General features: G+C 69.9%; 17 protein-coding genes, 1 tRNA gene and 1 pseudogene. 9 read left to right on the forward strand and 10 right to left on the reverse strand.

Annotated features, from left to right (window positions below):
* A pseudogene (locus AC156L_RS16420) lies at nt 1–379 on the forward strand (tyrosine-type recombinase/integrase); the annotation flags it as partial.
* A 145-nt stretch (nt 380–524) separates the two neighbouring features.
* Here AC156L_RS16420 and AC156L_RS16425 read toward each other — a convergent pair.
* Nucleotides 525–607, reverse strand: a tRNA-Tyr gene (locus AC156L_RS16425).
* 122 nt (nt 608–729) lie between these two features.
* On the opposite strand from AC156L_RS16425, the gene AC156L_RS16430 reads away from it, so the two are divergent.
* Entirely contained in the window at nt 730–1,221 is a 492-nt protein-coding gene (locus tag AC156L_RS16430; protein WP_259627862.1) for a YajQ family cyclic di-GMP-binding protein, read from the forward strand.
* 4 nt (nt 1,222–1,225) lie between these two features.
* Nucleotides 1,226–2,107, forward strand: coding sequence for a glucose-1-phosphate thymidylyltransferase RfbA (gene rfbA / locus AC156L_RS16435; protein WP_330881120.1), 882 nt, complete (start codon nt 1,226–1,228; stop codon nt 2,105–2,107).
* On the opposite strand, the gene htpX is transcribed toward rfbA, so the two are convergent.
* From htpX to AC156L_RS16455, 4 genes are read right to left on the reverse strand one after another with little or no spacing between them, the layout of a single operon-like run.
* The gene (gene htpX, locus AC156L_RS16440; RefSeq protein ID WP_330881122.1) at nt 2,108–2,968 is read right to left on the reverse strand and encodes a zinc metalloprotease HtpX; all 861 of its coding nucleotides are present in this window, start codon (nt 2,966–2,968) and stop codon (nt 2,108–2,110) included.
* 18 nt (nt 2,969–2,986) lie between these two features.
* A complete protein-coding gene (locus tag AC156L_RS16445; protein WP_330881125.1) occupies nt 2,987–3,466 on the reverse strand; it encodes a 4Fe-4S binding protein in 480 nt (159 codons plus the stop codon).
* Nucleotides 3,463–4,035, reverse strand: coding sequence for an NADH-quinone oxidoreductase subunit C (locus tag AC156L_RS16450; RefSeq protein ID WP_330881127.1), 573 nt, complete (start codon nt 4,033–4,035; stop codon nt 3,463–3,465). Before AC156L_RS16450 ends, AC156L_RS16445 begins: the two co-directional genes overlap by 4 nt.
* Nucleotides 4,032–4,475 (reverse strand): NADH-quinone oxidoreductase subunit B, encoded by a 444-nt coding sequence (locus AC156L_RS16455; protein WP_330881129.1) that lies wholly within the window; start codon nt 4,473–4,475, stop codon nt 4,032–4,034. The genes AC156L_RS16450 and AC156L_RS16455 overlap by 4 nt, the downstream gene beginning before the upstream one ends.
* A 254-nt stretch (nt 4,476–4,729) precedes the next feature.
* Here AC156L_RS16455 and AC156L_RS16460 point away from each other — a divergent pair, with 254 nt between their 5' ends.
* The gene (locus tag AC156L_RS16460; protein ID WP_330881131.1) at nt 4,730–5,764 is read left to right on the forward strand and encodes a LysR family transcriptional regulator; all 1,035 of its coding nucleotides are present in this window, start codon (nt 4,730–4,732) and stop codon (nt 5,762–5,764) included.
* A gap of 60 nt (nt 5,765–5,824) precedes the next feature.
* Here the strand turns inward: AC156L_RS16460 and AC156L_RS16465 are convergent, their stop codons facing one another.
* The 4 genes from AC156L_RS16465 to ddaH form a co-directional block, all read right to left on the reverse strand.
* A complete protein-coding gene (locus AC156L_RS16465) occupies nt 5,825–5,974 on the reverse strand; it encodes a hypothetical protein (protein WP_330881133.1) in 150 nt (49 codons plus the stop codon).
* 232 nt (nt 5,975–6,206) lie between these two features.
* A complete protein-coding gene (locus AC156L_RS16470) occupies nt 6,207–7,166 on the reverse strand; it encodes a hypothetical protein (RefSeq protein WP_330881135.1) in 960 nt (319 codons plus the stop codon).
* 254 nt (nt 7,167–7,420) lie between these two features.
* Nucleotides 7,421–8,212, reverse strand: coding sequence for an alpha/beta fold hydrolase (locus AC156L_RS16475; protein WP_330881137.1), 792 nt, complete (start codon nt 8,210–8,212; stop codon nt 7,421–7,423).
* Nucleotides 8,213–9,618: 1,406 nt separating this feature from the next.
* Nucleotides 9,619–10,509 (reverse strand): dimethylargininase, encoded by an 891-nt coding sequence (ddaH, locus tag AC156L_RS16480; RefSeq protein WP_333783780.1) that lies wholly within the window; start codon nt 10,507–10,509, stop codon nt 9,619–9,621.
* Nucleotides 10,510–10,584: 75 nt separating this feature from the next.
* On the opposite strand from ddaH, the gene AC156L_RS16485 reads away from it, so the two are divergent.
* From AC156L_RS16485 to AC156L_RS16500, 4 genes are all read left to right on the forward strand, one after another.
* Nucleotides 10,585–11,025 (forward strand): Lrp/AsnC family transcriptional regulator, encoded by a 441-nt coding sequence (locus AC156L_RS16485; protein ID WP_330881139.1) that lies wholly within the window; start codon nt 10,585–10,587, stop codon nt 11,023–11,025.
* A 27-nt stretch (nt 11,026–11,052) separates the two neighbouring features.
* Entirely contained in the window at nt 11,053–11,805 is a 753-nt protein-coding gene (locus AC156L_RS16490) for an enoyl-CoA hydratase (protein ID WP_484406988.1), read from the forward strand.
* Between the two features lie 262 nt (nt 11,806–12,067).
* Nucleotides 12,068–13,957 carry a 2-oxoacid:acceptor oxidoreductase subunit alpha gene (locus AC156L_RS16495; RefSeq protein ID WP_330881144.1) on the forward strand — a complete coding sequence of 630 codons (1,890 nt, stop codon included), beginning with the start codon at nt 12,068–12,070 and terminating at the stop codon, nt 13,955–13,957.
* Entirely contained in the window at nt 13,954–15,024 is a 1,071-nt protein-coding gene (locus AC156L_RS16500; RefSeq protein WP_330881146.1) for a 2-oxoacid:ferredoxin oxidoreductase subunit beta, read from the forward strand. Before AC156L_RS16495 ends, AC156L_RS16500 begins: the two co-directional genes overlap by 4 nt.
* A 58-nt stretch (nt 15,025–15,082) precedes the next feature.
* On the opposite strand, the gene AC156L_RS16505 is transcribed toward AC156L_RS16500, so the two are convergent.
* The gene (locus tag AC156L_RS16505; protein ID WP_330881148.1) at nt 15,083–17,344 is read right to left on the reverse strand and encodes a sunset domain-containing protein; all 2,262 of its coding nucleotides are present in this window, start codon (nt 17,342–17,344) and stop codon (nt 15,083–15,085) included.
* 244 nt (nt 17,345–17,588) lie between these two features.
* On the opposite strand from AC156L_RS16505, the gene rarD reads away from it, so the two are divergent.
* Nucleotides 17,589–18,503, forward strand: coding sequence for an EamA family transporter RarD (gene rarD / locus AC156L_RS16510; RefSeq protein WP_330881261.1), 915 nt, complete (start codon nt 17,589–17,591; stop codon nt 18,501–18,503).

Raw genomic sequence — 18,503 nt, forward strand, 5'->3', positions numbered from 1 at the left:
ACGCCTTGTCCCCTGCTGTCCTGAACTGGCCGTGATCCTGTACGAGCACCTGGACGCGTTCGGCACCGGGTCGGATGGGCGCCTGTTCGTGGCTGAGCGCGGAGGTCGGATCGGCAGCTCTACCTACGGTCGCGTGTGGGCGCAGGCGCGGGAAGCCGTGTTCACTGCCGAGGTAGTCGCCTCACCGCTCGCTCGACGTCCCTATGACCTGCGTCATGCCTGCCTATCCATGTGGCTCAACGCGGGTGTGGAGGCAACGCGGGTGGCCGAATGGGCGGGGAACAGCCTGACGGTCCTCATGCGGGTCTACGCGAAGTGCATCGACGGCGGGGAGCAGACAGCCATGCAACGCGTCCAAGAGGCTCTAGGAGGCCGCTAGGGGCTGGCAACACGCTGCCCATAACTTCGGTACGTCCTCGGTACAGAGGGTCGGATAACGCCGGTTTCAGCCGGACATAGCCGGACACAAACAAGAACGCCCCCGTGGCCTGTTTGCGCAGGTCACGGGGGCGTTTTCCCAGGTGTGGCGGGTGTAGGATTCGAACCTACGTAGGCGTAAGCCGACGGATTTACAGTCCGCTCCCATTGGCCGCTCGGGCAACCCGCCTCGCGCCCGGTGTGCCGGGTGCGAACAAGAGACTACATAACCCCGTGGAGGGGTTCGCAACCGGGATACCCCGGTAACATCGTGGCTCGTCAAAAGCCCATCTACGCGGAGGTACCGAGCACGTGGCAGATCCGTCATTCGACGTGGTGAGCAAGGTCGATCGGCAGGAGGTCGACAACGCGCTCAACCAGGCGGCCAAGGAGCTGGGTACGCGGTTCGACTTCCGGGGGACCGGTACCGAGGTGTCGTGGTCCGGGGAGGAGGCCATCGCGTTCCAGTCGGAGACCGAGGAGCGGTGCCGGGCGGCGATCGACGTCTTCCAGGAGAAGCTGGTGAAGCGCGGCATCTCGATGAAGGCGTTCGAGATCGGCGACCCGTCGATCTCGGGCAAGGTCTACAAGGTGACCGGCACGCTGGTGCAGGGCATCACGTCCGAGAAGGCCAAGGAGATCGCGAAGAAGGTCCGCGACGAGGGCCCGAAGGGCGTGCAGGCGCAGATCCAGGGCGACCAGCTGCGGATCTCCGGCAAGAAGAAGGACCACCTCCAGGAGATCATCTCGCTGCTCAAGGGGTCGGACTTCGGGATCGCCCTCCAGTTCACGAACTACCGGTAGCGCCGTGAAGGGCATCGTCCTGGCGGGTGGCAGCGGCACGCGGCTGCACCCGATCACGCAAGCGGTCTCGAAGCAGCTGCTGCCCGTCTACGACAAGCCGATGGTCTACTACCCGATCTCGGTGCTGATGCTCGCCGGGATCCGCGAGATCCTGCTGATCTCCACGCCCAACGACCTGCCGCAGTTCCAGCGGCTGCTGGGTGACGGGTCGCAGTTCGGCCTGCGCATCGAGTACGCCGAGCAGGCCGAGCCGAACGGGCTGGCCGAGGCGTTCGTGATCGGCGCCGACTTCATCGGCGGCGACACGGTGGCGCTGGTCCTGGGCGACAACATCTTCTACGGCCAGGGCTTCTCGCGGATGCTCCAGGAGCAGGTCGCGAAGCTCGACGGGTGCGTGCTGTTCGGCTACCCGGTGAAGGACGCGGAGCGGTACGGCGTCGGCGAGGTCGACGCTGGCGGGACGCTCGTCTCCATCGAGGAGAAGCCCGCGAAGCCCAGGTCGAACAAGGCGATCACCGGCCTGTACTTCTACGACAACCGGGTCGTGTCGATCGCGAGCGCGCTGGAGCCGTCGCCGCGCGGCGAGCTGGAGATCACCGACGTGAACCTCGCCTACCTGGCCGAGGGTCGGGCGAACCTGGTGGACCTGGGCCGCGGCTTCGCGTGGCTGGACACCGGGACGCACGACTCGCTGCTGGAGGCGGGCCAGTTCGTGCAGGTGCTGGAGCACCGGCAGGGCGTGCGGATCGCGTGCCTCGAGGAGATCGCGCTGCGGATGGGGTTCATCACGCCGGACGCCTGCTACCGGCTCGGGTCCGCGCTCGCGAAGTCGGGCTACGGCCAGTACGTGATGAACGTCGCACGCGAGGCGGGCGCGACCGTCTAGCTAGCGGCGGTCTGCCATCTCCTCCAGGCGCCGGATGCGCTCCACCATCGGGGGGTGCGTGGAGAACAGCCTGCTGAGCGACTCGCCCGGCAGGAACGGGCTGGCGATCATGAGGTGCGACTGCGCCACGACGGCCGGTTCCGGCGCCAGGGGTGCCGCCCTGGTGCCGACGTCGAGCTTCCGCAGGGCTGACGCGAGCGCCAGCGGGTCGCCGGTCAGCTCGGCACCGGAGGCGTCCGCCTGGAACTCGCGGGACCGGCTGACGGCCATCTGCACGATGCCCGCGGCGACCGGCCCGAGCACGGCGATCAGCAGCAGCGCGAACGGGTTCGGGCGGTCGTCGTCGCCACCGCCGAAGATGCCCGCGAACAGGGCGATGTTGGCGACCGTGCTGACCACGGACGCGAGGGCGCCAGCGACGCACGAGATCAGGATGTCGCGGTTGTGGACGTGCGACAGCTCGTGGCCGAGGACGGCGCGCAGCTCACGCTCGTCCAGCAGGTCGAGGATGCCCGTGGTGCAGCAGACGGCGGCGGTGCGCGGGTTGCGGCCGGTGGCGAACGCGTTGGGCGCCTGCGTGGGGCTGAGGTAGAGCCTCGGCATGGGCTGCCGCGCGGCCATCGACAGCTCGCGGACGATCCGGTACAGCGCGGGCTGCTCGACCTCCGACACCGGCCGGGCGCGCATGGCCCGCAGCGCGAGCCTGTCGGAGTTGAAGTACGCGTACGCGTTGACGCCCAGCGCCAGCAGCAGGCCGAAGTAGAGCGCCGTGCGACCGAAGAACGAGCTGATCACGAGGATCAGTCCGCTCATCGCGCCGAGCAGCAGCGCGGTCTTCAACCCGTTGTAGTGCTTGTGCACGCTGGTTCGCCTCCGGGTTCACGTCCTCCCCCTCAACGTTCCCGGCCTGCGCGCGGTTCCTGAACCGCCCCGTACCGGACGTGTGGCGGTCGTCTCCGGGGCCGGCTCGGCGGCCTGGTCGAGCGGCGGTGGCGGCGGGACCTCGGCGGCCCACGTGCCCAGCACGTCGCGCTCGTGGACGAGTTCGGCGACCGCGCCCTCGCCGTCGGCGCTGCCCGTGCCGGGGTAGCCGAACTCGGGCGCCCAGTGCAGGGCGTCGAACGGGCAGACCTCGACGCAGATCCCGCAGTAGAGGCACTGGCCGTAGTCGATGGCGAAGCGGTCGAGCACGTTGTGCGCGCGGGGGCGGGCGTGGCCGGGGGTTTCCACGGTCTCGGTGTGCGACTCGATGTGGATGCACCAGTCGGGGCACTCGCGGGCGCAGATCATGCAGACCGTGCAGTTGGACTCCAGCAGCGCGATCACGCCTCGGGTCCGGGGCGGGAGTTCGGCGGTCACTGCTGGTTCTCCTCGTGTCGTGGACCCCAGGTCAACGGATCGGGGACGCCGGGCGGCAACGTGCGGCGACGGCTGGGCGAGGACGTGGAGTCCTCCCCCGGTTCCAGGCTGCCCGGCCACGGTCGCACGACGCGGGCCGCCAGCACGAAGTCCTTGCGCAGCGGGTGGCCGGCGAACGCGTCCGGCAGCAGGAGGCGCGGGGTGGGTCCGGCCAGGTCGATCCCGAACATCTCGGCGGCCTCGCGCTCGTGCCACGCGGCACCCGCCCACAGGCCCGCCACGCTCGGCAGCACCTCGCCCGCGCCGAGTTCGGTGCGCAGCAGCAACCCGGACCTGGTGTCCGGGTGCAGGACGTGCAGCAGGACGGCGTGCCGCACCCCGCTGGCGCCGGGGCGGCCCGCGTCCTCGACGCCGAGCCAGTCGAAGGCGAGGCAGCCGAGGTCGTCGCGGGCGAAGCGCGCCGCCGTGGACCACTGGTCCAGCGGCACGTGCGCGGTGCTCTGGCCGAACGCCGCCTTCACCACGGCTCCGGGGACCTGGGCGGCCAGCTCGGCGGAGGCGGCGCTCACGAGGCGACCAGCCGGTGCAGCGCGACGAGGCCCTCCAGCAGCGCCTCGGGCCGCGGCGGGCAGCCGGGCACGGCGACGTGGACGGGCAGCACCTGGTCGATGCCCTTCGTGACGCTGTAGGAGTCCCAGTACGGGCCGCCGGTGTTGCTGCACGCCCCGACGGACAGCACGTACCGCGGCTCCGGCATCTCCTCGTAGGTGGCGATCACCGCGGGCAGCATCACGTCGGTGACCGTGCCGGACACGACCAGCACGTGCGCCTCTCCCCCGTCGCGGACGGGGTCGACCCCGAGCGCCGTGAGATCGTCGACACCGCGGCCGTCGAAGGCGGCCATGACCTCGACGCCGCAGCACGCGAGCCCGAGGTCCAGCACGGTGATCCGGAAGGTGATACCCCAGTCGAGGCGCAGCCCGCGCTCGGCGAACATGGAAACGGTCACGGTCCGGAAGGCTAATACGTGGGGGCCCGCCAAGCTTGCGCCCGGCGAGCCCCCAACCCCCCTAATCCCCCCACAGGATTGCGACCCGCGAACAAGCGCCGGTCGCGTTGGCAAGTCTCTTACGGAACGTCTATACGTGTCCAGAGAAATGGGACAGAATCTAAGGATTATTTGTAGCCGAACTGTGGTCAGGTTCAGTACAACTGATCGGTAGAACATCTCGCGGCCCCGACGCGACGACCTGAGAGGCCTCCATGTCCAGCTCGGCTCAGCTCCTGCTTCCGGCCGGAAACCAGCTCAGCAGACTCCTGCACTCCCCGAACGCGCTGTTGGACACGACGTTGGACCAGCTCAGGACGTTGCTGGCCGTTCACGAGACCCGTTCCGCGCTCCGGGCCGCGCGGGTGCTCGGCCGTGAGCAGTCGAGCGTGCAGAAGCAGATCGACACGCTGAACCGGAACTTCCGATCGCTGTGCGGCGAACCTCTCGTCGTCAAGCAGGGTCGCGGAAAAGATGTGCTGATCACGCAAACCGGTGAGGCGTTGGTGGAATTGGCGCGCACCACGCTGGGCGATTGGCTCGACTCTATTCACGAGTGCCGCCGAAAGCTCGGCACCACCCTCACCGTCGGCACGACCCGGTTCATGCTCGACTCGCTGGCCAAGGCGTGGCACCACGTGGCGGACGAGTTCAAGGAGCGCGACGTCGAGCTGAAGGTCGTGCACATCCGCACGCGGGACATCTGGTCCAAGCTGGAGAGCAAGCAGGTGGACGTGGTGTGCGGCAGCGTCGTGACGCACGCGGGCCACACCGGGCACCTCGACGAGTTCGACGTCATCGAGTGGCGGCGCGGCGGGCTGGCGCTGCTGACGAACCTGCCGGAGAAGCGCCTCGGCGGCAGCGCGGGCGTCGGCGAACTGCCGCGGCTGCCGCTCGTGGTGCCGGGCGACGGGCTGATCGCCGAGTTCCTGCGCGGCTGGTTCGGGCCGGACTACCGCAACGAGCTGGACATCGCGGCGGAGATCGACGAGATCCAGTACGGCATGTCGCTGCTGCGGTCCGGGCTCGTGCAGGGCTGCATGATCGTCACGTCCGGGTTGGGCGTCGTCGCGGCGAACCAGGAGCTGCGCGAGGGCACCGGGCTGCGGGTCGTGGAGCTGAAGAACGACCGGGAGCCCGTGCTGGAGCGGCTGGTGGGCGTGTTCGCGCGCCGGGAGGAGCGGGCCAAGTTCCCCGAGGACCACCCGTTGAACCTGCTCTGGGCGGCCTTCCAGGCCGAAGCGGGCTGAGCCCCCGGAACGCCGCGAGGGCCGCTCGCCGATGACGAGCGGCCCTCGCGCGGTGCTGAACTACTCGGGCTGAGCCGGGTTGGGGCGCTTGCGCTCAGCTTGCTTGACCAACCACTCCAGGCCGTTCTTCGGCCGCTGCGCCTGGGGCTTCACCTGCTCCTCGGCGGGTTCCTGCACTGGCGACGGACCTTGGGCGTCGAGGTCGTTCACGGGCACGCTCCCTACCTGGTCGACAACAGGTGCCGTCGATCGGAGCATCGAGGGGGTGCTCGACGCTAGACCGATCAGCCCTCTGGGTGAACCCAGACAGATGACCAGAGCAGATCGGGTGTCGGATCGGCGTAGGTTTCCACGCCGCCGCTGGTGCCGGGTCCACGGCGTCCAGCCTCCGCCCCGCCAGGACCGACCGCGGCGCGGCAGGGCTGGCAGGGACGCGCGACGGTCAGCGAGCCGCCACCCGCTCCTCGGCCGTGACGGCCACGACGGCACCGACCACCACGGCGACCACGATCACCGCCGCCGCGGTGAGCGTGAGGGCGTCCGGCTCCAGCAGCGGCTGCCCCCGCTCCGCCTGCCACAGCACGAGCCCGAACAGCGCCCCGTAGCCCACCCCCGCCACGACCACCAGGCGGGTGCGCACGGTCTCGTGGGCCAGCACCGGCACGCGCGCGGCCAGCACCGCCATCAGCAGGACGAGCAGCGGCAGCACCTGGAGGGCGTGCATCCCGACGAAGTGCGGGACGCGCAGGTCACCACCGGTCGTGCTCCAGCCCGTGACCGGCATGACCGGACCGCCGTCCTCCATCCCGACCGTGTGCGCCCCGACGACCCCCTTGAACGTGCCGTCCCGCATCGAGTCGAGCTGCGCCGAGGTCGGCGAGGTCATCAACGCCCCCGTGGCGATGCCGGCCAGCGAGACCACCGCGCCGATCCGCAACGCCCACCGCGTGGCCCGGTCCGCGAACGCCGTCCGCAGCACCAGCACCGTGAGCACCAACGTGCCCGTCCACAGGACCGCGATCGACATCCCCATGACGACGAACACGGTGGAGTCGAACGGCGTCATCACGTTGAAGTGGCTGCCCCGCCCGCGCACCACCTGCATGACGATCAACGCCTGCTCCACGAACAGCACCGCGGCCAGCACCAGCGACACCCGCCGCGCGAGCCGCGCACCCACGCCGAGCAACGAGATGAGCCAGGCCCAGGTGATCCCGTAGACCGCGATCGAGATCGAGAACTTGAGCGGCTTCAACCAGATGGGCGCCCCCGTGAGGACGCGGTCGTCAACGACGAGCCCAACCAGGCTGACCAGCACTACCGGCACCATCGCCCAGGCGGCGACCAGCATCGGCCGGTTCCACCCCGCGGTTCTGGCGGCTACCGCTGACAGAGCTCTCATGACCGTTCCCCCTCAAGATGGATAGCTACACTAGCCATAATGGAATGTAGCACTATCCATTTTGCCGTCAAGGGGGTTCGGACCCCACACCGGAACCCCGCGCTGGGACGGCCCCTTGACCCGCGTGGTTGCCCTAGCGGAGGTCGACGAGATGGCGCGAGCCCCGACCGACCACCGAACGCGAACTGCCGACGACGCCCGACCACCTCGGAGGCCTGCCGCGCGGCGGGCGCATCCTTCGCCCCTTCACGACCTCACCCAGCAAACTCCTGCCGAATTCTCCCCAACCAGTCGAAAACCAGGACCGAACACAGTTCCGACTGCTCAAGAAGAACGCTGTGGCCAGCTCCATCGAGCGATATGAACGACGCCCGCGGGTAGTGCCCGATCCGACTCCAGGAATCGGAAAAACCCACAACGTCGTCCTGCCGACCCGTTATGTGCAGGGTCGGCTGCGAGAAGGGCTCGGGATGCGCGTCTTCGGGTTCGCGATCGAGCGAGTAGCTCTCCGAGATGCGATCCAGGGCGCGTTGATCCGCACCCTCAAGACCGGGCAGGACGTACTGGAGGAACGCTCGCGCACTCTCCACCGATTCCACCACGGCATCCTCCCGGTACTGCTCAAGCGCAGCCCCGAGGACCGGCACGACCTGGGGTTCCCGCCTCAACACCGTCCGGGGCGGCACGGTTCGCCCACCGTGCGCGGCGACGAAGACCCCGGCCACGGTGGCGAGTCCGAGGACCTGCGGACGAAGCTCGTGCGCGACATAACGAGCGATCATCCCGCCGAACGAATTCCCCAGAACGGCGAACGGCTGCTCACCGACACGCGCCCGAACCTCCTCGACCACCGCGTCCGCGACCTCCTGCGAACTGCTCACCGCCCCCACCGGCGTCCCGGTCGCGCCGGGAAGATCGAGGTAGATTCGCCGCCACCGCCCGGAGCGCTCGAACGCCGACTCCAGCGGAAGCAGACTCCGGTGGTCCAAACCGAATCCGTGGAGAAGCACCACCGGGGTCCCGGAACCCGCCTCATGCGCAAACACGGTTCGAGACTATAGGAAGCACCCACAACGTTCGGATCACATTGATCGAGGCACGCCAGCCATAGCCCGTCAACATTCGGGCACGCCAATTCCCACGGAGTACAGGCCCTCCGATGATCACTCATCAGAGGGCCTGCCCGCGCAAGCTCGATCGACGGATCAGCCCCGGCGTTCCGTCGTGCGGAGTTTGGTGATTGACCTCCACGCGGCCTACCTGCGACAACAACCCTCTATCCAGGGTTGGACCACATCTTGTCCCGTCACCAGTCCGAGCTGACGAGACCGCAAGAAGGAGCCGGGGATTGTTGCATACCGGGGGTGCTCTTTTTTAAAAGAAGAGTCACGATCGGATGACGGATCCGAAGGGGTAGCACTAAGGACGCCAGCAGCCAGCGCCGTCAACCCCGTGGCTGCCATGAAAGCTGCCTGCCAAATCGTCACGGTCCCAGCTAGACCAGCGGCTACCTGAGACATGCCAGACCCTGCGAGGAGGATCCCCGCACCGATTGGTCGCAGGCGCATCGCCATGCCATTAAGTCTGCACGCATCGCGCCCCTATCAACAGAGGGGCGTCGCGCCATCTCGTCGACCTGGCCCCGCCCCAACCGCGCGGGTCAAGGGGGCTCATCCCTCCATGCCGGACACGTGCGCTGGGTCTGCCCCCTTGACGCGTGTGGTTGCCCTCGTGGAGGTCGACGGGATGGCGCGATCCCCGGCCCCACCGCCGAACGCGAACTGTCGACGGCTTCGACCATCTCGGAGACCTGCCGTCCGGCGAGGACATGTCCTTCTTCGTTTGCGGACCCTGTGGGGTCGGTCGGCCGCTGCCCCGTCCGGCCGGGTTAGACCCTGCTGGACGGGATCAGCAGGGTGCGGCCGAGCGGCCCCGCAGGGGCCGTCTTGACCAAGTAGAGAAAAGTCCTCACCGCGTACGCCTGAGCAGCGCAGTTCCGTCACCGACGCGTGGGACAGGGCTCGGAAGATCGGCCTGAGCCCGGCGCAGTACGACTCCCCCTTGGGTGCCGACCCCTACGACCTCCGGCACGCCGCCGTGTCGACGTGACTCACCGCCGGTGTCCCCGCGGCTGAGGTCGCCGAACGCGCGGGCCACACGGTCAAGGTCTACGCCCGATGCCTCGACGGCCAGCGCGGGGCCTCGAACAGCAAGATCGATGAGACCTTGGACGGCTAGACGGTAGAGTTTCCTTGCAGGTCAACAGGCCCCCGGTGATCACTCGCCGGGGGCCTGTTCTGTCCCGCGCCTGTCCCGCAGAGCCCGACAATCACTGCCCTTCGCTGCCGGACAGTGACGGACCCCTGGTGACATTCGAACTCTGATCTTCGCTGCTAGCAGGCACTTTCAGGCCCGTCACCAGCACTTCAGAACATCCACTCAGAGTGACGAGTCAGCCCCGGAGTTCCATCGTGCAGCACTTCGGACCGCCGCCGGACTTCCTCAGCTCCGAGATGTCGACCAGCACGGGCTCGAAGCCGCGCGACCTCACCTGTTCCGCCAGATCCGTCGCCTCGACCGGCAGGAACACGTGGCGGCCGTCCGAGACCGCGTTGATGCCCAGGCAGGCCGCGTCCGCCGCCGTCGCGATGATCGCGTCGGGGAACAGGCGGCGGAGGACCCGTTGAGAGCCCTCGGAGAACGCGTCGGGGTAGTAGGCGACCAGCGGGGTCGCGGACTGGTCGTCCAGGACGACCAGGGCCACGTCGAGGTGGTAGTAGCGGGGGTCCACGAGCTGCAACGAGACGACCGGGACGCCGAGGACCTCCTGGGCCTCGGCGTGGGCGGCCGGGTCGGTGCGGAAGCCGGTTCCGGCGAGCAGGAGGGTGCCGGTCCAGGCGAAGTCGCCCTCCGCCTCGTTCGTGCGCTCCGGCATGACGACGTGGCGGTAGCCGTTGTCGAGGAACCAGCGGCGGAAGTGGTCGGCCTCGGCGGCGCGCTGCTCGGCGCGGAACCTGGAGCCCAGCACGCGGCCGTCGACGACGGTGCCGGAGTTGGCGGCGAAGACCATGTCCGGCAGGCCGACCCGGGGCTCGATGACCTCGACGCGGTGCCCGGCGGCCTCGTAGGCGTCCTTCAACGCGGTCCACTGGGCCATGGCGAGGTCGGTGCTGGTCGGCTGGGTCGGGTCCATCCACGGGTTGATCGAGTACTCGACCGTGAAGTACTCGGGCGGGCACATCAGGTACCTGCGGGTGGTCGGTACGCGCAGGGGCGCGGCGGGCGCGCCTAGGTCCAGTACCAGCGGCTCGTCGCCGGGGCCCAGAATGGATACCGAGGTCATGGATCGAAATGTAGATGGCCGGCTGACCCTCGATCAACGCCACAATATTGCGTCTTTTAGGGCACTATGTTGCGTGTGGATACCATCGACCATCGAATCATTTCGTGCCTCATGGCCAACGCACGATCGAGTTACGCGGACATCGGGAACGTCGTGGGCCTGTCGGCGCCCGCGGTGAAGCGGCGCGTGGACAAGCTGCTCGACACGGGTGTGCTGCGCGGTTTCACGGCGGTGGTGGACCCGGAGCAGCTGGGGTGGGGCACCGAGGCGTTCGTGGAGGTGCACTGCCGGGGCAACGTGTCGCCCAGCGACATCCAGAACCGCCTCGAACCGATGGCGGAGGTGATGGCGGCCTACACGGTGTCCGGCGCGGCCGACGCGATCGTGCACCTGCGGGCGGCGAACATCCACCACCTGGAGTCGGCGCTGGAGCGGCTGCGGGCGGTGGAGATCATCGACCGGACGGTGTCGACGGTGGTGCTGTCCCGGCTGCTCGACCGTCCACCGGCCCCGTGAGCGCGGCCCGCTCCGTAGAGTCGGGGCATGGCTGAGGTTTCGCTGGAGCGCTCCGACCGCGTCGCGGTGATCACCGTCCGGGACCCCGAGCGGCGGAACGCGCTGACGCTGGAGCTGTCCGACCAGCTGGCCGACGCCGTCGCGACGTGCGAGCGGGACCCCGAGGTGCACGCGGTCGTGGTGACGGGGGCCGATCCCGCGTTCTGCGCGGGAGCGGACCTGACGGCGCTGGGCGAGGCCAAGGAGGAGGGGCTGCGGCGGATCTACGCGGGCTTCCTGGCCGTGGCGGGCTGCTCGCTGCCGACGATCGCGGCCGTCAACGGCGCGGCGGTCGGGGCGGGTCTCAACCTGGCCCTGGCCTGCGACGTCCGGATCGCCGGGCCGAAGGCGCGGTTCGACGCGCGGTTCCTGCAACTCGGCATCCACCCCGGTGGCGGGATGACGTGGATGCTGCAACGCCTGGTGGGGCCGCAGACCGCCACGGCGATGACGCTGTTCGGGCAGGTCGTGGACGCAGACGAGGCCGTGCGGACCGGGCTCGCCCACTCGAGGTCGGACGGCGACGTGGTCGCCGCCGCGCGCGACCTGGCCAGAGCCGCCGCGGACGGGCCCAGGGAGCTGGTCCGGACCATCAAGGCGTCGATGCGGACGACGGCGGTGCTCGACGACCACGCCGAGGCCGTGACCACCGAACTCGGCCCCCAGGTCGTGTCGATCGAGTCACCGGAGTTCGCCGCGAGGCTGGCCGCGCTGAAGAGCAGGATCAGCGGTCGCCCCTAAATTCGCCTGTTACCACCAGTACCTGTTACCGGCGGTACGCCAATCGGGCGTACCTGCTGTGACCTGCACCGCCTTTGACCTCGGGCGGGTGCCGCCGTGCCTACCGTCGAAAGCACCGGCGGTCCACCGGGTGAGTCAGGGGTTCCCGCCCAGTGGTACGCGGGCGACCGTTGCCTTAACACAAACGACTACCCTCGCAACTGCACATGTGATGCGGGACAACAGTTCGGCCTGTCCACGAAGAGAGGGATCGGCGTAGGAGATGACTACCGACCTGGGTAACGGCGCTGCGCCTGGAGCCCCCGAAACACGCAAGCTGGATCGAGTGGTGATCCGGTTCGCCGGGGACTCCGGTGACGGCATGCAGCTCACCGGTGACCGCTTCACCTCCGAGGCCGCCGCCTTCGGCAACGACCTGGCGACACAGCCGAACTTCCCCGCCGAGATCCGGGCACCCCAAGGCACCCTGCCCGGCGTGTCGTCGTTCCAGCTGCACTTCGCGGACTACGACATCCTCACCCCCGGCGACCGCCCCGACGTGCTCGTGGCGATGAACCCGGCGGCGCTCAAGGCGAACATCAGGGACCTGCCCAAGGGCGGGATCCTGATCGTCAACACCGACGAGTTCAACAAGCGCAACCTGACCAAGGTCGGGTACGCCGCGAACCCGCTGGAGGACGACTCGCTGGCGGACTTCCAGGTGCACGAGGTCGCGATGGCGACCATCACCATCGGCGCGCTGGAGGAGACCGGGCTCGGCAAGAAGGACGCCGAGCGCGCGAAGAACATGTTCGCGCTGGGTCTGCTGTCGTGGATGTACCACCGGCCGACCGAGGGCACGGAGCGGTTCCTGCGCGAGAAGTTCGCGAAGAAGCCGGACATCGCCGAGGCCAACGTCCTGGCGTTCCGCGCGGGCTACTACTACGGCGAGACGACCGAGTCGTTCGCGGTGACCTACGAGGTCGCCCCCGCCAAGCTGAACACCGGCACCTACCGCCAGATCACCGGCAACACGGCGCTGGCGTACGGCCTGGTCGCGGCGGGGCAGCAGGCGAGGCTGCCGATCGTGCTCGGCACGTACCCGATCACGCCCGCGTCGGACATCCTGCACGAGCTGAGCAAGCACAAGAACTTCGGCATCACGACGTTGCAGGCCGAGGACGAGATCGCGGGCATCGGCGCGGCGCTCGGGGCCTCCTACGGCGGCGCGCTCGGCGTGACGTCGACGTCCGGTCCCGGTGTGGCGCTGAAGTCGGAGACCATCGGCCTCGCGGTGATGACGGAACTGCCGCTGCTGATCATCGACGTGCAGCGCGGCGGCCCGTCGACGGGTCTGCCGACCAAGACCGAGCAGGCCGACCTGCTCCAGGCCATGTTCGGCCGCAACGGCGAGTCCCCGGTGCCGATCGTGGCGCCGCAGTCGCCGTCCGACTGCTTCGACGCCGCGATGGACGCGGTGCGGATCGCGCTCACCTACCGCACGCCGGTGCTGCTGCTGTCCGACGGCGCGATCGCGAACGGCTCCGAGCCGTGGCTGATCCCGGACGTCGACGAGCTGCCCGACCTGTCGGTCGAGTTCGCGACCGAGCCCAACGCGACCGACGGCTCCGGCGAGTTCTGGCCGTACGTGCGCGACCCCGAGACGCTGGCCCGCCCGTGGGCGATCCCCGGCACCCCCGGTCTCCAGCACCGCATCGGCGGGCTGGAGAAGGCCGAGAACACCGGCAACATCTCCTACGAGCCGGAGAACCACGACCGGATGGTGCGGCTGCGCCAGGCGAAGGTCGACGGCATCGAGGTGCCGGACGCGGTCGTGGACGACCCGACCGGCGACGCCAAGGTGCTCGTGGTCGGCTGGGGTTCGTCGTACGGCCCGATCGGCGCCGCGGCCCGCCGCGTGCGCAAGCTCGGACTGCCCGTGGCGCACGTGCACCTGAGGCACCTCAACCCGTTCCCGAAGAACCTGGGTGACGTGCTCTCCCGCTACGACAAGGTGATCGCGCCGGAAATGAACCTCGGCCAGCTCGCGTTGCTCCTGAGGGCGAAGTACCTCGTGGACGTGCAGAGCTACACCAAGGTGCAGGGCCTGCCGTTCAAGGCCGAGGAACTCCAGGACGTGCTCGCCGACGTGATCAAGGGGGTTGGAGCGTGACAGCGATCGACCTGGGCCTGCCCGCGCTGGGCGGCCTCGACGGGGTTCCCACGACCGACGAACCGCAGAAGGCCAAGGACTACAAGTCGGACCAGGAGGTCCGCTGGTGTCCCGGCTGCGGCGACTACATCGTGCTGAACGCGGTGCAGTCGTTCCTGCCGACCCTCGGCCTCAAGCGCGAGAACATCGTGTTCGTGTCCGGCATCGGCTGCTCCAGCCGGTTCCCGTACTACATGAACACCTACGGGATGCACTCGATCCACGGCCGCGCCCCGGCCATCGCGACGGGTCTCGCCGTCGCCCGACCAGACCTTTCGGTGTGGGTCGTGACCGGTGACGGCGACGCGCTGTCCATCGGCGGCAACCACCTGATCCACACGCTGCGGCGCAACGTGAACCTCAAGATCCTGCTGTTCAACAACCGGATCTACGGCCTGACGAAGGGGCAGTACTCCCCCACGTCGGAGACCGGCAAGATCACCAAGTCGACGCCCGCGGGTTCGCTGGACAACCCGTTCAACCCGGTGTCGCTGGCGCTGGGCGCGGAGGCCACGTTCGTCGGCCGGGCGCTGGACTCGGACAAGAAGGGCCTCACCGAGGTGCTGCGGCAGGCCGCCGAGCACCGCGGTTCGGCCCTGGTCGAGATCTACCAGAACTGCCCGATCTTCAACGACGGCGCGTTCGACGTGCTCAAGGACGCCGACGACGCCAAGCGGCGGATCATCAACCTGGAGCACGGCAAGCCGATCACGTTCGGCCTCGAGGCCGAGTACGGCGTCGTGCGGTCCGGGTTCGCGGGCCTGGAGGTCGCGAAGGTCTCCGAGGTCGGGATGGAGAACGTGGTCGTGCACGACGCCACGCTCGACGACCCGTCCTACGCGTTCGCGCTGTCCCGGCTGTCGACGCAGGACCTCTCGCACACCGTCACGGGCGTGTTCCGCAACGTCAAGCGGACCACGTACGACGACGCCGCGCGCGACCAGGTCGAGCAGGCGAAGTCGGCCAAGAAGGCGGACCTGGCGGCGCTGCTGCGCGGCAAGGACACCTGGACCGTGCTGGGCGACTGAGGCGGCACGACGCGCGAGGGCCCCTCCACCGCGGTGGAGGGGCCCTCGCGCGTCCGGGCTACTGCGCCGGGCGGAAGCCCGCCTTCTGCGCGTCGGCCTCGGTGCGGAACCACACGTCGGCCCTGGTGTCGTTGAAGCTGGTGGTGCCGGGCCGGAAGTAGCGGCGGCCGCTCAGGGTCGCCTTCACCTCGAAGTCCGCGGCGGGCGCGTGGCCGTCCGACTTGGGCAGCACCGACCCCGGCCCGAACGGCGAGCGCGGGTTGAAGCCCTCCGGCTGCTGGTACCTCGGCGCGGCGGGCGGCGGGTTCTCGCTGCGACCGCCCGTGGAGGGGCTGAAACCGACCGGACGGGGCCGCAGGGGCTTCGGCGGGGGCGGTGGCGGGGAAACCGGCTGGGGCGGGCCCAGCAGCGGCGGGGACGTCATGGGCGGCGGGCCGCCCGCCGGGCGCTGCGGACGCTGCGGGAGGCCGTTGGAGCCCCGAGCCAGCAGCTCCGGTGCCAGGGTCGGCACGAACGGCTGGTCGTCCGTCGGCGGCAGCTGCCGGACGGTCTCGGCGGGCTCCGGGTCGTCGTCCGACTCGTCCACGATGGGCTCGAACAGCGACCTGGGGCGTTCGGCGGCCGGTTGTGCCGGAGCCGACTTCGACGGCTTCGCCGCGGGCTTGGGCTCAGGCTCGGGCTCCACCGGCTGGGGGGCGAAGAAGTTCGCGGCCGCGGGGCGCTTCTCGACGGCGGGCAGCTCGACGGGGGGCAGCTTGGCCGGGAAGAACTCGGTCGTCTCGGCCGGGTGCGGCTCGGCGGCGGGCTCGGCGGGTGCGGGCGAGGCCGGGGACTCCGGCTCCGCCGCAGCGGGCTCGGGCTCGGACACCGGGGCACGGTCAGCAGGGGACCCGGTGTCGACGACCGTGGTGTCGACGACCTCGGGTTCGGCGTCGCGGGTCGGGACGGCACCGGAGCCCGCGCCACCGGCCTGGGCGGCGCGGAACTCGGCCCCGCGCGCCTCGGCGTCCCGCTGCGCGGCGGCGGCCTCGGAACTCCGCTGCGCCGCGACGGTCTCGGGATTCCGCTGCGCGGCGGCGGGGGCCTCGGAGGCGGCGACCGTCAGCTCGTCCGGGTCGTCCCGGCGGTAGTCGGGGTCGTCCGGCTCGACGCCGAGCTGACCCTTGCTGGAGGCGATGTCGTCCGAGACGATCGGGAACTGGCCGGTGAGGCTGTGCTCGGGCCACGGCTGGCGTTCGGCCTCCCGCTCGGCGTCCGCGGCGTCGATGGCCCGCTGGACCTCGCCCGCGGGGATCACCGAGGTCTCCTCGGCGGCCGTCTCGGCGGGCACGGTGCGCTCGGCGGGAACGGCGTCGTCGGCGGCGAAGTCCTCCTCGCGGTCGTCCAGCAGCTCGTCCTCGTGCTCGGACTCGGCGGGCTGGTCGGCCTCGGGCTGCTCCTCTTCCTCCTCGTCGCGCCACACCTCGCGCGGGTGCCACTCCTCGACCTCCGGCGGAGCGGTCGGCTCCTCCACCGGCGGCGCGATGTCCGGGGCGGCGGGCGGCAGGTAGCGGGTGCGGTCCGCCGGGACCTCGGGCACCTCGGGCTGCTCGTCCAGGTCCTCGCGGCGGAAGACCGCGGGCTCCTCGGCCGGGTTCAGCGGCACGGGCTCGGCCTGGACCTCGTCCTCGGGGGTGAGCCGCTGGAACAGGCTGCGCGGCTTCTCCTCCTCGGGCACCTCGACGGGCTCGACGACGCGGGTCGGCTCGGCGTTCTCCGGGATGCGGGTGAGCGCCGGGGGCAGCTCGTCGTAGCCGTGGTCCGGCTCCGGCTCGGGTTCCGGCTCCACCGGCTTGCCGAACGCGCTCGCCGGGACGAACGCCGCCACGTCGTTGTTCGACTGCTCGGGGGCGTGGAACGAGGGCTCGGGCTGGCGCGGCGGCTCGACCAGGCGCTGCGGCTCCAGCGGACGGGGCGGCTCCGCGGGGCGCGGCGGCTCGTAGGCCTGGGGCGCCTCGTAGGGCCGCTGCGGCTCCTGGGCGGGGCTCTGCGGCCACACCTGGTCCGGCACGGGCGGCGGCACCGCGAGCAGCGGGTCGGCGTTCGCGCGGGCACCCACGTGCCAGTCGTCGAACTCCTCGTCGCGCATCGGCGAGGACACCGGAGAGGGCGGGGTCTGCGGTTGCGGTTTCGCGGGTCCCGCGGAGGCGCCGAGCCTGTTCGCCTCCAACTCGGCCAGCCGCTGCCTGGCCGGTCGGACCTGCACCAGCCAGGTCACCAGCACACCGGCCACGAAGGACAGCAGGCTCCACAGCCAGACCTGCCCGAAGAGCGACACCACTGGAAGTTCCTCCAACTGGCAAGTCCAAATACGCCCCGACGCGCTCCGCGCGCCAGGCTGTTCACCCGGTAGTGGAAGCGGTGCCAAACTACCCTGACGCCGTGGTCAGTCGCGGTCGGCCGTCCCCTGGCGAACGGATGGGACGATAGTAGGCCACTCGACGCAACTGACCAGGTCAAAGCGATCCGCGTCGCGGCGTAGAGTGCGCTGAGTGCCTTCTTTGACCAACCCCGCCACCACTTCGGTGGAAGTTCACCGCCCCGATCGGGGTATTGCCTACGGGGTGGGCGCGTACGGACTCTGGGGTGTCGTCCCCGCGTACTGGCCCCTCCTGCTCCCCGCCGGTTCGGTCGAGACGCTGGCCCACCGGGTCGCGTGGTCGCTCGTCGTGATGGTCGGCACCACCCTGGTGCTCGGCCAGTGGGGCGCGCTCCGCCGCCTGTCCGCCAAGGGCTGGCTGATGGTCGCGGTCGCCTCCGTGCTGATCGCGATCAACTGGGGCGTCTACATCTACGCCGTGAACAGCTCCCACGTCGTCGAGGCCTCGCTCGGCTACTTCATCAACCCGCTGGTCAGCGTCGTGCTGGGCGTGCTGGTGCTGCGTGAACGGCTGCGGCTGCCGCAGGTCGCCGCCCTGGGCATCGCCGTGGTGGCGGTGGTCGTGCTGGCCGTCGACTACGGCTCGCTGCCCCTGCTCTCGCTGACGCTGGCCTGCTCGTTCGGCGTGTACGGGCTGATCAAGAAGACCGTCCCGCTGGACTCCACCACGAGCCTGACCGGCGAGAGCATCGTGCTGGCCCCGCTCGCCATCGGCTACCTGGTCTGGCTGGGCGTCACCGGCGCGGGCACGTTCACGTCGCACGGGATCGGTCACGCGCTGCTGCTGGCCTCGGCCGGTGTCGTCACGGCCGTGCCGCTGATGTTGTTCGGCGCGGCGGCGCGCAAGGTACCGCTGAGCACCCTGGGGATGCTCCAGTACCTGACGCCGGTGCTCCAGTTCTGCTGGGGCGTGTTCGTGATGCACGAGGCCATGACGCCGGTCCGCTGGCTCGGCTTCGGCCTGGTCTGGGTCGCGCTGCTGGTGTTCACGCTCGACGCGGCCCGCGCGGGGCACCGGGCGCGCCGCGCGGCGGTCGACCCCGCTCCCGAGTGCCGCTAG

The organism is Umezawaea sp. (assembly GCF_057122925.1).